Below are 12,727 nucleotides of genomic sequence, written 5' to 3' on the forward strand. Positions count from 1 at the left end.
GGCTCCTGCCCCAACCATTAACGGTTGGTGGACCACTGCACCATGAGCATGCCGGCGAAGATCAGCAGAACACCGCCAACACGGCCCAGATTGGCTTCCTTTACAGGCAGCCCCATCAGACCGAAGTGGTCGATCAGCAAGGAGGTGAGCATCTGCCCCGCGATCACGCAGACGATGAAACCGGTCGCGCCCAGGCGGGGTGTCAGCATCAGCGCCGAGGTGATGTAGATGACCCCGGCAACGCCGCCGAACCAGGCCCAAAGAGGGAGTGCGCCAGCCTGATTGAGCAAGGGTGCGGGCGCCCTCATGGCCAGAATGACCGGCAGCACCACGAGCAGGCTGACCAGCAGTGAAGCGACGGTTGCCCACAAGGGGTGGCCAAGTGCCCGTCCCAGCGCAGCGTTGCTGCCGGCCTGAAAGGGCACCAGAGCTCCAGCGACCAGGGCGGCCAGGGCCAGCGCTGTGCCAGCGAGAGAAAGCGGAGAAGACATGCGATCACTCCAGGGTCATGGGTTGTCCTGGGAAGAACTTTTACGTATTAATATCCTGAATGGAAATTCATATTTCTTTTAATGGATATTCTTCACATGAATAAACTTCGGCGCATCGATCTCAACCTTCTGGTCACCCTGCATGCCTTGTTGCTGGAGAAACACATCTCACGGGCGGCCTTGCGCCTGCACAAGAGCCAGCCGGCGGTCAGCCATTCGTTGGCTCATCTGCGCAAGCTGTTCGATGACCCCTTGCTGATCCGCCGTTCGGGCAAACTCGAGCTGACACCGCGCGCCAGCGAGTTGATGCAGCCGCTGGCCGACTCCCTGGATCAACTGGGCGCGCTGCTCGATCCGCCACAGTTCGACCCCACCCGTGCGCAGCGGGCATTTCGCCTGGCCATGTCGGATTACGGCGCACGGGTGCTGCTGCCAGGGTTGACCCGCTCGCTGCGCACCATCGCGCCGGGCATCGACCTCGTCGTCAACCAGGCCAGCCGGGAATCGATGCTGGCCGATGTGATCGATGGCGAAACGGATATGGCACTCGGCGTCTTCCCGGGGCAGAACTCGGACAAGTTGCGCATGCGCACACTGTTCGTCGAACGCTTCGCCTGCCTGGCCGACGCCTCGACCCTGCCGGAAAGCGGTGTACTCGATCTGGACGCCTGGCTGGCACGCCCGCACGTTCTGGTGGCCATGCGCTCGGGCGGTGACAACGAAATCGACCGCGCACTGGCACGGGAAGGATTGAACCGACGGATAGCCATGATCCTGCCGCACTGGGGCGTGGCCAACGAGCTGATCGCCGGCACCGATCTGATTCTTACCGTGGCCCGGCGCAGCCTAGAGTCGGTTGAAGTGGATCCGCGACTGCGGGTGTTCGAGCCACCGCTGGCGATCGAGCCTTTCGACTTCGACCTGATCTGGCATCAACGCCGTGAAGGCGATCCCGCGCATTCGTGGTTGCGACAAATGATCATGCGCGTGGCGAATGATGGCTGAGTTGAATATGGATACTGATTAAATAAATCCTTCATTTCCCATAAGCTCCGATCCTTGCTTTTTTTTGCCCGGGCGGGCCATCCATTACTGTTCTTTTATCGCAGTTCAGTGCTGTACCCTCCTCCTTGCTGCTATCGCGCGTCTTTATAAAACAGTGAAACAGTCGATGAGCTTGCGCATTACAACCAACGCTTGATTCGCCGCAAGAATATTCATGATGCAGCAAAAGAATTGGAACCCCCCAAAGAACTCCCCTATATCTATTCGTGTCGCGAATGATTTCGCTTCAATTAACTGCCTGCCAGGGTGTGAACTGACAATTACTTTGCCATTACACCTTGGTGCACCCTTACATTGAATGTTTGCGCCCTGCTCTGTCAGTGCAGAACAAAGGCTCACTACTTCAATGCCATGACAAGAGATACTTGAGATGAAAAAGAAATCGACCTACGACTCGATCGGCGGACTCTTCGAGAACTTTACCGACACCGCTGCTCAACGTGCGGTTGAAGTACGCACGCTGATGCACATGGCAGGGGACGTGAAAGGCCAGAGCGTTCTGGATCTGGCCTGCGGCTATGGTTTCTTCGGCCGTGAACTGCTCAGGAAAGGCGCGAGCCGCGTGGTCGGCGTGGATATTTCGGAAAAAATGATCGACCTGGCTCGAGAAGAGTCGCGCAAGAACGGCGACACCATCGAATTTCATGTACGCAACGTCTGCAACATGGAGTCGTTTGGCAAGTTCGACATGGTCATGGCGGCCTGGTTGTTCAATTACGCCGAATCGCTGGATGACATGAAAAAGATGTTCAAGGCCGTGGCCAACAACCTGAAACCTTCAGGACGTCTGGTCGCCTATACGGTCGAACCGGACTTCCAACTGGCCAAGGGAAACTTCACCACTTACGGAGTCAATGTACTCACCGAGGAGCCATGGGCGGAAGGTTTCCGTCATCAGGCCGAGTTCGTCACCACCCCACCCAGTCCCTTCACCTTCTTCCGCTGGAGCCGCGAAGACTATGAAGCGGCCATGGCCGAAGCCGGACTTCGCGAAGTGCATTGGCAAAAGCCCATGCTCCTGGACAGCGATATCAAACGTTATACCCCGGGTTTCTGGGACACCTTCCAGGAAAACTGCCTACAGACCGGCTTGACCTGCCGACTTTAAGCCATAGTCGTTGCCTGATATTCATTTATATAGAGAGCGATAAGATGGCAATGGAAAAGCATTTCCACTCACCTCCTTTCCTGGCGAAGGCTTCACCGGAATTGAGCGACCGGGCCTTGCTGGGACTTCCCGAGTCCTACACCGCCACACGTGAACTGCATCTGCCTGAGGATCAATTGCGTGCCCTGGCCCAGCTCGACAGGCTGCGCCTGGTGGCACTGCTGGAAAGCCAAGACGAGCCACTGGCTCGGCGCTATCAGGCCGGGCGTCTACTCGCCCTGTACGGTGACCCGCGCCTGGATCCCCTCACCCCGCAAATGCTCGACGTGCCTGGCGGAGAGGTTTGCATCGGCCTGGACACGGCCGAGCTGGACGCTGTCATGGATAGGCTGGCGGATCTCAATCTCGACCGCCAATGGATCGTCAAGGAAACACCGCGCCACCGCGTGCGCCTCGCCCCCTACCGGATCGCCCGCTACCCGGTGACCAACCAGGAATATCGAACCTTTCTGCAACAAGGCGGCGAGCAGCGCCTGCCGGACAACTGGTTCCTCGGCTGCTATCCCGCCGAGCAGGCCAATCACCCGGTCAGCGGCATAAGTGCGGAGGATGCCGATTGCTATGCCGCCTGGCTGGCAGAGACGACCGGCCGGCGCTTCCGTCTGCCCAGCGAAGCCGAGTGGGAGTATGCCGCCGCCGGGCCGCAGAACCTCGAATTCCCCTGGGGGCAGCAGTTCCTGGCAGACCACGCCAATACCGCCGAGGCCGGCCTGTTGCATACCACCCCCGTGGGCCTGTTCGCCTGTGGCGCCTCACCCTTCGGCTGCCTGGACATGGCCGGCAATGTCGAGGAGTACGTCGCCGACGATTACCGCCCCTACCCCGGCGGGGAGCAGGTGAACGACGACCTGATCGCCGCCGTGGGGAATCACCGGGTCGCCCGCGGCGGCAGCTTTTCCCGTTTCCGTGATCTGGCGCGCGCCACGCGACGCCATGGAAAGTTTCCCAGACCGATCTACGTGATGGGCTTTCGCCTGGCCGAGAGCCTCTGAGCCTGGCAGCCAGCACATCCGTTACCTGTTTCCAGAGAGATTCGCTATGTGTGCATACCGTATAAGAAATTGCGTCGAGATCCCGATTCTGCCCAATGGCCATGTAGGAAAGTTCTTTTCCTTCGATGGGCTTGAATCCCCCGAAGAACATGTCGCCATCGTCATGGGCTCCCTGGAGCAGGAGTCACCGCTGGTCAGGGTGCACTCCGAATGCCTGACGGGCGATATTTTCGGCTCCCATCGCTGCGACTGCGGCGCCCAGTTGAACGAAGCCCTGAAGCGCATGAGCGAAGAAGGCGGCGTGCTGCTCTATCTACGCCAGGAAGGCCGGGGCATCGGGCTGTACGCCAAGCTGGCCGCCTACCGCCTGCAGGACGGCGGGCTGGATACCTTCGAGGCCAATCGCCAACTGAGCCTCCCCGATGACGGCCGCGATTTCACCGTCGCGGCGCAGATGCTCGCGGCGCTGGGTGTCAAACGCTGCCGCCTGATGACCAACAACCCGGAAAAGGTCGAGGCCCTGCACGCGTTCGGCCTGCAGGTCGACGAGGTGATTCCCACGGGCATCTTCGTGACCGAACACAACCGTAACTACCTGCTGGCCAAGGCCCAGAAGAAGAATCACGCCATCAAGCTCGATCTGCCGGCTTGACATACAAGGAGTTCTGCGATGAAACATTTTGCCCCCATCAGCGGCATCGCCAGTTTTCAGGAGCGCTACGTCGCCACTGCCGGTTACGACAACCAGGTCATCCTGTGGGACGCGCGAACCAAGCAAGCCATCCACCGGGTCTTCCATGACCACCTGGCCAACCAGTGCGCCTTCAGCCCGGACGGCAAACTGCTGGTCAGCGCCAGCAGCGACTACAGCGCGCGCATCTGGGAAGTCCCGAGCATGCGCTTGAAAGCGGCGCTCATCGGCCATGAGGACGATGTCGAAATGGCCGTCTTCAACCCAGCCGGCGATACCGTCTCCACCTGTTCACGGGATCACACGATCCGTCTGTTCGATGTCGCCAGTGGCCAATGCCGTCATGTGCTGCGCGGCCACCAGGCCGATGTCATTTCGGTGAGCTGGGCGGCCGACGGTGCCAGCCTGGTTTCCAGCAGCGACGACGGCACCATTCGCCGCTGGGACGTCCAACGCGGCGTGCAGCTCGAGAGCATCGACCTGGGCGGCGTGGAAACCGACACCATCGCCCTGGCCAGCGACGGCACCATCTTCGCCGGTGACGATGAAGGACGCCTGACCATCATCGACAAGAGCGGCCAGCGTCGTCATCAGGCCCATGCCGCCGGGGTCAAGCGAGTCGTCTGGGACGATCGTAAACGCTGGTTGATCAGCCTCAGCTACGATCGCTCGGTGGTGCTCTGGCACGCACTCGGCAACGGTGAGCTGAGGAAACTCGCCGAAAGCTCTCTGCCCAATCTCATCTGGCCACGTAGCTGCACCTTCCTCGGCGAACGGCATATCGCCTTCGTTACCTTCGGTTCGTCCTACGCCGTGTGGAACCACGTCACCAACGAATGGGATCTCGATGGCATCGAGCAGGCCATCAGCCTGAATGCCGTCGCCGTGCATCAAGGCAATACCTACGCCATCGGGGATGCCGGTCTGTTGCTGGTCAATGGCAAGCCAAGCACCCTGATCGGCAGCCTGTGCAATTTCCTGCTGCCCTTTGGCGACGCCATTCTGACCGGCGGCCAGATGGGTCAGGTGTTCGATGCGGTGAGCGGCAAGCTGATCTACCAGCATCGCTCGCCACTCAATTGCGGCACGGCATTCCAGCGCGACGGTCGAGCACACGCGGCAATCGGCACCTATACCGGCGAGGCCCTGGTGTTTGCCCTGGATGACCAGGGCGAAGCGGCCTATCAGGGCGAGATCCTGATGCACGACAACGCCATCAAGGGCATATCCGCCGACGAGGAGTACCTGTTCAGCGTTTGCGCCAATACCGCCGCCGCCTTCCATCGGATTTCCGACTTCACCGAACATGCCTACAACGAGCTTGCCCATGAACGCATCTCCAACGCCTGCACCACCATCGAGGGTGGCTTCGCCAGCGTGGGGCGCGACCTCAAGCTGCGCCTGTGGCGTGCCGGCAAGAGCGAGGTGTTCAAGACCCCGCACCTGCACTCGGTCAAATGCATCGCCGCTTCACCGGATCGCAAGCTGATCGCCACCGGCAGCTATGGCGGCACGGTGGCGTTGTTCGACCTGGAAACGCAGCGCTGGATCACTCAGCGTAAACCGACCACCAGTGGCATCTCCTGCATCACCTACTCGCCGGAAACGGAGGCCTTCATCGCCAGTTCCTACGATGGACATCTGTACCCCATCGAGGCTCGAGCCTGAAACGCCACCCGCCTGCGAGGTGCTTGCACCTCGCAGGCACCACGCGCCCTGCGCCGCCCCGGCAGCGCAGGCATGGATCATTGCAATGAATTTCACCGAAACAGATCGACGCTGCATGTCCCGTGCTCTGGAGCTCGCCAGCCGAGGACGTTACAGCACCCATCCCAACCCTCGCGTGGGCTGTGTCCTTGAGCACCAGGGGCGGATCATCGGCGAAGGTTGGCACCAGCGGGCAGGTGGCCCCCATGCCGAAGTCTTCGCCTTGCGACAGGCCGGTGTTGCAGCGCAAGGCGCTACCGCCTATGTCACGCTCGAACCGTGCGCCCATTATGGGCGCACCCCGCCTTGCAGCCTGGCCTTGATCGAGGCCGGCATCCGTCGCGTCGTGGTGGCTTGCCAGGATCCCTTCCATCAGGTCGATGGCAATGGCCTGCGCCTGCTACGCGAGGCGGGTATCAAGGTAGAGGTGGGTTTGCTGCGTGAAGAGGCGGAAGAGCTCAACCTGGGCTTTCTTTCCAACGCTCGGCGCGGTCGGCCCTGGGTGCGCCTGAAATATGGCATGAGCCTGGATGGACGCACGGCCCTGGCCAATGGCGAATCCAAGTGGATCACCAGCGAGGCCTCCCGCCATGACGTGCAGCTATGGCGACAAGCCAGCTCGGCCATTCTGACCAGCAGCGCAACCGTACTGGCGGACGACCCGCAACTGACCGTACGCATCCCTTTCGATCAGCCGCTACCGCCGGTAAAACGAATCGTGCTGGATCGCTGGTCACGCGTCCCGGCGCAGGCCAGGGTCTTCGACACCCAGGCCCCGACCCTGGTCGCCCATCGTTACGACACCCCTCCCGCCACGGATCTGGCTGATCACGTCGAGCGCTTGCCGCTGCTGGCCAGGGATGACGAAAAGATGCTCTGGGAGTTGATGGAGGTGCTTGGCAACCGCTCCATCCACGATCTGTTCGTCGAAGCGGGGGCTCGCCTGGGCGGAGCGTTGGTCAGGGCCGGCCTGGTCGACGAGCTGCTGCTCTACGTGGCGCCACGCCTGCTGGGAGCCAATGCCCGGCCCTTGGTCGAAGGCCTGTCACCGGACTCCCTGGCACTGGCCCCTGGCTTCGAGCTGTACGAATGCACGCAGCTCGGCGAAGACGTGAGGTTGCGTTTGCGTGCCAAGGCACAGGGCATCGAACAACACAGAGCACAGGCCTGGGTGGCCGCCGATGAGATCGGCTCGCTCAGGCAGGCAAGGTGATTGATAGGTGCAGAAACGAAAAAGTCCGCCGGCAAGGGCGGACTTCTTGTGTCGGGGCTAACCAGCGAGAAAACTGGAATTCCCTGAAAAGGATGGTGGGTCGTGTAGGATTCGAACCTACGACCAATTGGTTAAAAGCCAACTGCTCTACCAACTGAGCTAACGACCCAACGCGAGGCGCATGATACTGATTTAATTCAGGAAATCAACACTTCGCGAAAACTTTTTCAGCAATAGCGGGTGGCATCGGGTACGCCGGCAGCGGCGAAACCGGCGGCGCGCAGGCGACAACTGTCGCACTTGCCACAGGCGCGGCCATCCTCGTCGGCCTGGTAGCAGGAGACGGTCAGCGCATAATCCACCCCCAGGCGCATGCCGGCCTGGATGATCTCGCCCTTGCTCATCTGCTGCAGCGGTGCGCGGATAGTGAAGCCCTGCCCCTCCACGCCAGCCTTGGTAGCGAGGTTGGCCATGCGCTGGAAAGCCTCGACGAACTCCGGGCGGCAATCGGGATAACCCGAGTAATCCACCGCGTTGACGCCGATAAAGATATCGCGCGCTCCGAGCACTTCCGCCCAGCCCAAGGCCAGAGCCAGGAACACCGTGTTACGGGCCGGCACGTAGGTAACCGGGATGCCCTCGCCTGGGGTCTCGGGCACCGCGATACTGGCATCGGTCAACGCGGAGCCGCCGATGCCGTTGAGGTTCAGGCCGATCACCTTGTGCTCGGCCACGCCCAATTGCCGTGCCACGCGCTCGGCGGCTTGCAATTCGGCGCGATGGCGCTGGCCATAATCGAAGCTCATGCTGTAGCAGGTGTAACCCTCGGCCTTGGCCATGGCCACCACCGTGGCCGAATCCAGGCCACCGGAGAGGAGGATGACCGCTTTCTTGTCGTTCATGTTCAGTGTCCCGGCTCGTCGTTCCAGAGAATCTTGTGCAGTTGCAGTTGCAGGCGTACCGGCAGGTTGTCCGCCACTATCCAGTCGGCCAGCGCGCGGGCATCGACCTGCTTGTGGCTGGGCGAGAACAGCACCTCACCGGCGCGTGCGACCAGGTCATGCTCGATCAACTTGGAAACCGCCCAGTCGTAATCCTCGCGCGAGCAGATGACGAACTTGACCTGGTCGTTGGCGGTCAACCACTGGATGTTCTCGTAACGGTTGCGCTGCATCTCGGCCGAGCCTGGTGTCTTCAGATCGAGCACCTTGCTCACCCGTGGGTCGACCCTGGAGACATCGAGCGCGCCGCTGGTTTCCAGCGACACCTCATAACCGGCCTCGCACAAGCGAGCGAGCAAGGGGATGCAATTGGGCTGGGCCAATGGCTCGCCGCCCGTGACGCAGACGTAACGCGGCCGGTAGGCGGCCACTTGTTCGAGGATGCTATCGAGCGTGACGATCTCGCCGCCACTGAAGGCATAGGCGGTGTCACAGTACTGACAGCGCAGGGGACAGCCGGTCAGGCGCACGAATACCGTCGGCAAGCCGGCGGTACGCGTCTCCCCCTGCAACGAGTAGAAAATCTCGGTGATGCGCAGGGTTTCTTGCATGGTAGCCACGGGCGTGATGACGAAACAGGCCATCCGCCTCCGTTGCGTGGAAGGAAAGGAGCGTCGGCGCGGGCCAATACTCGATGAAGCCGAGCGACAAGGACATCAGCCGAGCTGAAACCCTGTCACGCAAACAGCGCGGCATTCTAATGGAAGTCGCCAAAGCACGGACAAAAAATCATCGGAGTGTTTTTAACGGGTTCTTCGCGGAATCTCGGGAAAATCAGTATTGATACCGGACTGGCAAGTTTGTGTGATCTTGTTGGCTTGCATTGGTGTTCTGGACGCCGCTTCAGTGTGTTGGGATATTCCGGGTTTCGCCCCCTCGGGCGACTCACTTTTCTTTGAAATGCGCAAAGAAAAGTAAGCAAAAGAAACGCACCCCCGCCATCCGGGTCTCGCTGCGCTCGACTTCCCTCACTCCGGCATCGCTCCGGGGTCGGCGTACATGGGCCATCCCTGGCCCATTACGCCTCTCGCGGCATCCATGCCGCTCGCCCCCTGCGCAATGCCTACGTTCGGCCTCCTGAAGGGGGCATTCGCGCGCCTGAACGGACAGGTATGCCAGGTTAGTCCTGCATGCTCTGGTAGCTGTGGAGTCGTGATGTAGCCGTCGAATTAAACCAATAGTTTCATTCGCGCAGTTTCATGCGCGTGGGCAGCCTGCCGGCCTGCAGCCGGCATCTCGGTCAGCCCTACGGCTGACCTCATGTTCAAGCACGCAGAGTCCCAAAGAGTTACCGGAGGTTCAGGCGCGTGCAGAGCCCGCCCAGGAGGGCGAACGGAATCGTCGTGGAAGAGGTTGAGCGACATGGATGTCGCGAAAGCCGCGATGGGCCAAGGATGGCCCACCGCGGCGGGCCTCTGGAACGGCGATGGAGTGAGCGAACCCTCGCGTAGCGAGGGCCGGATGACCGGGCGGAGGGTTTTGGTTACTTTTGCCCGCAAAAGTGACTCGCCCGGGAGGGCGAAACGAGAGATATCAGCAGACGCCGATAAGCAGCTTGAATACTTAAAACCACCGAGCACTCACACAAACTTACCAGTCCGGTGTCAACCAGGCATTCCCCCTGAAAATGCGATGAACCTTTTAACGTTGCTGTGTGACGGCCGCCAGATGCCAGGCCACAAGAAAAACCCGCGATAGGCGCGGGTTCTTGGCACGCGTTCAGGCTTACAGGCGTTGCAGGTCGCGTTGCGCCAACTGCGCAGCCGAACTACCCGGATATTGGGCGATGACCTGCTGAAGAATGCCACGGGCCTTGTCGTTGTGGCCCAGACGCCGCTCGACATCGGCCAGCTTGAACAGCGAATCCGGCACCTTGGCATGGTTCGGATAAGCCTGGCTGACCTTGGCGAAGGCCTGACCTGCGGCCTGCAGATCCCCCTTGGCCAGGTTCACTTCACCCAGCCAGTATTGCGCGTTACCGGCGTACTGGCTGTTGGGGTAGCGATTGAGGAAGGCGGTGAACGCCTGCGACGCCTTGTCGAAATCCTTGGCCTTTATCAGGTCGAAGGCAGCGTCGTAGTAGAGTTTTTCCTTGGCCGGATCGGCCGGCTCGGCGCTGGCCTGCTGCTGGGCAGCGGGCGGCGTCGGCGCGCCATTGGCATTGACCGCGCCAGTGGCAGATGAATTCTGTGCGGGAGCACCGGCAGCAGCGCCGGCGGAGATGCGTTGATCCAGATCCTGGTAACGCTCCAGGCCTTCCTGCTTGAGGCGCTGGATTTCATTCTGCTGCTCTTCGACCATGCCACGCAGTTGCGCCAGTTCCTGTTGCAACTGTTGAAGCTGATTGAACAGCATGCCCTGCGCCGAGACGGGCGCTTGCGCGCCCGCCCCGGCGGAGGCGCCAGCCGTACCATAACCCGCCGGTGGATAGCTGCTGCCTTGCATGGAGCTGCTTTCCAGTACGGGAACCTCAGCCATTGCCGCAAGCGGCAAGGCCAGTGCCAGAAGGGTCAGAGTACGGCGGCAATTGAGCATGGCAAATTACTTGCGCAGCTCTACGCGACGGTTCTGAGCCCAGGACTGCTCGTCGTGGCCAGTGGCGACCGGACGCTCTTCGCCGTAGGACACCAGTTCCAGCTGAGCCGGGGAAACGCCCTGCAGAACCAGGTAGCGTTGAACGGCCTTGGCACGACGCTCGCCCAGAGCCATGTTGTACTCGCGGGTGCCGCGCTCGTCGGTGTGACCTTCCAGGACGACACGGTTACCGTTGGCTTTCAGATCCTTGGCGTGTACGTCCAGAGCGCGCATGGCTTCAGGCTTCAGGTCGGAGCTGTCGAACTCGAAGTAGAAAGTGGTGATAGCGCGCAGAGCGGCTTCTTCGCTCAGGCTGCTGTCCATGCCAGCGTTGGCGTTGGCATCGTAGCCAGCGTTCGGGTCGACCGCGCCTTCGCCAGAAGCGTCACCGCCTTTGGAGGAGCAACCTACGGCAACGGCGAGAGCCAGGGACAGTGCAGCGAACTTACCGAATTTCAGCATTTCCATCATGTAACTCCTAAAGAACCCCAGTGTGTTAAGCAATTAAGGTAAAGCACCGCAATCAGTTCAGGTAAGGGGACCAAGAAGGCTCTCGAACTTCGCCTTGAGCGGTAGGAAGAGGGAGCCTCACGCGTCCATTGGTGGACGCCAACATCAAGACTCCCCGGCCCTGCTGGCGGGTGGCGTAGATTAGCATGGTGCCATTGGGCGCAACAGTGGGCGACTCATCCAAACTTGTGTCGGAAAGAATGCGCAGGCGGTTGGTTTCCAGATCCTGAGCGGCCACCTTGAACACGGTGAAACCCTCCTGACGATGGATCATCACCAGCAACTTTTCATCCGCCGAAAGTTTCGGGTTGGCGTTGTAGTTGCCGACGAAGGTCACACGTTCCACCGCACCTGAATTGACATTGGTTTTGTAGATCTGCGGCTTGCCAGCCCGATCCGAGGTGAAGTACAGGGTCTGACCGTCCTTGCCCCAGAAAGGTTCGGTGTCGATGGCATAGTGGTTGGTCACCCGGCGCATCTGCCGGCTGGCCAGATCCATCACGTAGATTTCCGGGTTGCCGTCCTTGGACAGCACGAACGCCAGGCGCGAACCATCCGGCGACCAGGCCGGCGCGCCGTTGAGGCCCTCGAAGTTGGTGATCTGCTCACGGCGGCCGGTGTCGATGTGCTGCACGAAGATACGCGGACGACGTTGCTCGAAGGAGACGTAGGCGATACGACGGCCATCCGGTGCGAACGACGGCGACAGGATCGGCTCGCGCGACTGCAGCAGGGTCACCGCACGCGCACCGTCGTAGTCGGAGCGTTGCAGGGTGTAGCGAGTGTTGTTGGCACCGAAGCGCTCGGCGGTGACGTAGAGCAGTTTGGTGGAGAACGCCCCCTTGACCCCGGTGAGCTTCTCGAACGCCTGGTTGGCGATGTGGTGGGCCATGTCACGCAACTGATCGGTGCCGCCACCGACGTTGCCGGTCAGCACCTGCTGCTCGGTGGCGACGTTGAACAGGGCGTACTGCACCTGCAGGCGGCCGCCATTGGGCACGATGTTGCCGACCAGCACGTACTGCGCGCCGAGGGCTTTCCAGTCACGGTAGATGACTTCGCTGGCCTGGGTCGGCAGGCTGATCATGTTCTGCCGCGGGATCGGCTCGAAGTAGCCGGAGTTGCGCAGGTCGTTGCCGACGATCTCGGCCATGTCATCGGGCAGCACGCTGCCGCTTTGCCAGCCGAAGGGCACCACGGCGATGGGCGTGGCGCGGTCGGCACCTTGGGAGATCACCAGCGGATCGGCCGCCTGGACGCTGCCGACCAGCATGACCAGCCCCAACAGGGCGATACGAATCAGGTTGTTCACAGA

The 12,727-nt window shown here is 61.1% G+C and carries 12 protein-coding genes and 1 tRNA gene; 6 read left to right on the plus strand and 7 right to left on the minus strand.

The annotated features are described in order from the left end of the window. Nucleotides 1–17 precede the first annotated feature (17 nt). Entirely contained in the window at nucleotides 18–491 is a 474-nt protein-coding gene (locus ACSVIK_RS18050) for a DMT family transporter (RefSeq protein ID WP_442445619.1), read from the minus strand. 96 nt (nucleotides 492–587) lie between these two features. On the opposite strand from ACSVIK_RS18050, the gene ACSVIK_RS18055 reads away from it, so the two are divergent. The 6 genes from ACSVIK_RS18055 (at nucleotide 588) to ribD (ending at nucleotide 7,327) form a co-directional block, all read left to right on the plus strand. Continuing rightward, complete coding sequence (locus ACSVIK_RS18055; protein ID WP_442445620.1) at nucleotides 588–1,496, plus strand: LysR family transcriptional regulator; 909 nt, start codon at nucleotides 588–590, stop codon at nucleotides 1,494–1,496. Nucleotides 1,497–1,926: 430 nt separating this feature from the next. Then, a complete protein-coding gene (locus ACSVIK_RS18060) occupies nucleotides 1,927–2,664 on the plus strand; it encodes a class I SAM-dependent methyltransferase (protein ID WP_442445621.1) in 738 nt (245 codons plus the stop codon). 119 nt (nucleotides 2,665–2,783) lie between these two features. Continuing rightward, nucleotides 2,784–3,716, plus strand: a complete 933-nt coding sequence (locus ACSVIK_RS18065; RefSeq protein WP_442445667.1) for a formylglycine-generating enzyme family protein — start codon at nucleotides 2,784–2,786, stop codon at nucleotides 3,714–3,716. A 46-nt stretch (nucleotides 3,717–3,762) separates the two neighbouring features. Then, nucleotides 3,763–4,368, plus strand: coding sequence for a GTP cyclohydrolase II (gene ribA, locus ACSVIK_RS18070; protein ID WP_442445622.1), 606 nt, complete (start codon nucleotides 3,763–3,765; stop codon nucleotides 4,366–4,368). Nucleotides 4,369–4,386: 18 nt separating this feature from the next. Beyond that, nucleotides 4,387–6,075 carry a WD40 repeat domain-containing protein gene (locus tag ACSVIK_RS18075; protein WP_442445623.1) on the plus strand — a complete coding sequence of 563 codons (1,689 nt, stop codon included), beginning with the start codon at nucleotides 4,387–4,389 and terminating at the stop codon, nucleotides 6,073–6,075. Between the two features lie 85 nt (nucleotides 6,076–6,160). Then, nucleotides 6,161–7,327: a bifunctional diaminohydroxyphosphoribosylaminopyrimidine deaminase/5-amino-6-(5-phosphoribosylamino)uracil reductase RibD gene (ribD, locus tag ACSVIK_RS18080; protein ID WP_442445624.1), complete on the plus strand. Its 1,167-nt coding sequence runs from the start codon at nucleotides 6,161–6,163 to the stop codon at nucleotides 7,325–7,327. Between the two features lie 93 nt (nucleotides 7,328–7,420). On the opposite strand, the gene ACSVIK_RS18085 is transcribed toward ribD, so the two are convergent. From ACSVIK_RS18085 to tolB, 6 genes are all read right to left on the minus strand, one after another. Then, nucleotides 7,421–7,496: transfer RNA gene (locus ACSVIK_RS18085), tRNA-Lys, on the minus strand. Between the two features lie 58 nt (nucleotides 7,497–7,554). Then, nucleotides 7,555–8,229: a 7-cyano-7-deazaguanine synthase QueC gene (gene queC / locus ACSVIK_RS18090; RefSeq protein ID WP_442445625.1), complete on the minus strand. Its 675-nt coding sequence runs from the start codon at nucleotides 8,227–8,229 to the stop codon at nucleotides 7,555–7,557. A 2-nt stretch (nucleotides 8,230–8,231) separates the two neighbouring features. After that, the gene (gene queE, locus ACSVIK_RS18095) at nucleotides 8,232–8,879 is read right to left on the minus strand and encodes a 7-carboxy-7-deazaguanine synthase QueE (RefSeq protein WP_442445626.1); all 648 of its coding nucleotides are present in this window, start codon (nucleotides 8,877–8,879) and stop codon (nucleotides 8,232–8,234) included. A 1,174-nt stretch (nucleotides 8,880–10,053) separates the two neighbouring features. Further along, nucleotides 10,054–10,863, minus strand: a complete 810-nt coding sequence (ybgF, locus tag ACSVIK_RS18100) for a tol-pal system protein YbgF (RefSeq protein WP_442445627.1) — start codon at nucleotides 10,861–10,863, stop codon at nucleotides 10,054–10,056. A gap of 6 nt (nucleotides 10,864–10,869) precedes the next feature. Further along, nucleotides 10,870–11,370: a peptidoglycan-associated lipoprotein Pal gene (pal, locus tag ACSVIK_RS18105; protein WP_442445628.1), complete on the minus strand. Its 501-nt coding sequence runs from the start codon at nucleotides 11,368–11,370 to the stop codon at nucleotides 10,870–10,872. A 55-nt stretch (nucleotides 11,371–11,425) separates the two neighbouring features. Then, nucleotides 11,426–12,724: a Tol-Pal system beta propeller repeat protein TolB gene (gene tolB, locus ACSVIK_RS18110; protein WP_442445629.1), complete on the minus strand. Its 1,299-nt coding sequence runs from the start codon at nucleotides 12,722–12,724 to the stop codon at nucleotides 11,426–11,428. Nucleotides 12,725–12,727 lie beyond the last annotated feature (3 nt).

Origin of the sequence: Pseudomonas sp. NCHU5216 (assembly GCF_052156495.1) — a bacterium.
Classification (GTDB): Bacteria; Pseudomonadota; Gammaproteobacteria; order Pseudomonadales; family Pseudomonadaceae; genus Aquipseudomonas.

Excerpts from the sequence above, each read along its gene's own strand:
- ACSVIK_RS18050 (WP_442445619.1), bottom strand. The coding sequence starts at position 491 with ATGTCTTCTCCGCTTTCTCTCGCTGGCACAGCGCTGGCCCTGGCCGCC.
- ACSVIK_RS18055 (WP_442445620.1), top strand. The coding sequence starts at position 588 with ATGAATAAACTTCGGCGCATCGATCTCAACCTTCTGGTCACCCTGCAT.
- ACSVIK_RS18060 (WP_442445621.1), top strand. The coding sequence starts at position 1,927 with ATGAAAAAGAAATCGACCTACGACTCGATCGGCGGACTCTTCGAGAAC.
- ribA (WP_442445622.1), top strand. The coding sequence starts at position 3,763 with ATGTGTGCATACCGTATAAGAAATTGCGTCGAGATCCCGATTCTGCCC.
- ACSVIK_RS18075 (WP_442445623.1), top strand. The coding sequence starts at position 4,387 with ATGAAACATTTTGCCCCCATCAGCGGCATCGCCAGTTTTCAGGAGCGC.
- ribD (WP_442445624.1), top strand. The coding sequence starts at position 6,161 with ATGAATTTCACCGAAACAGATCGACGCTGCATGTCCCGTGCTCTGGAG.
- queC (WP_442445625.1), bottom strand. The coding sequence starts at position 8,229 with ATGAACGACAAGAAAGCGGTCATCCTCCTCTCCGGTGGCCTGGATTCG.
- queE (WP_442445626.1), bottom strand. The coding sequence starts at position 8,879 with ATGCAAGAAACCCTGCGCATCACCGAGATTTTCTACTCGTTGCAGGGG.
- ybgF (WP_442445627.1), bottom strand. The coding sequence starts at position 10,863 with ATGCTCAATTGCCGCCGTACTCTGACCCTTCTGGCACTGGCCTTGCCG.
- pal (WP_442445628.1), bottom strand. The coding sequence starts at position 11,370 with ATGGAAATGCTGAAATTCGGTAAGTTCGCTGCACTGTCCCTGGCTCTC.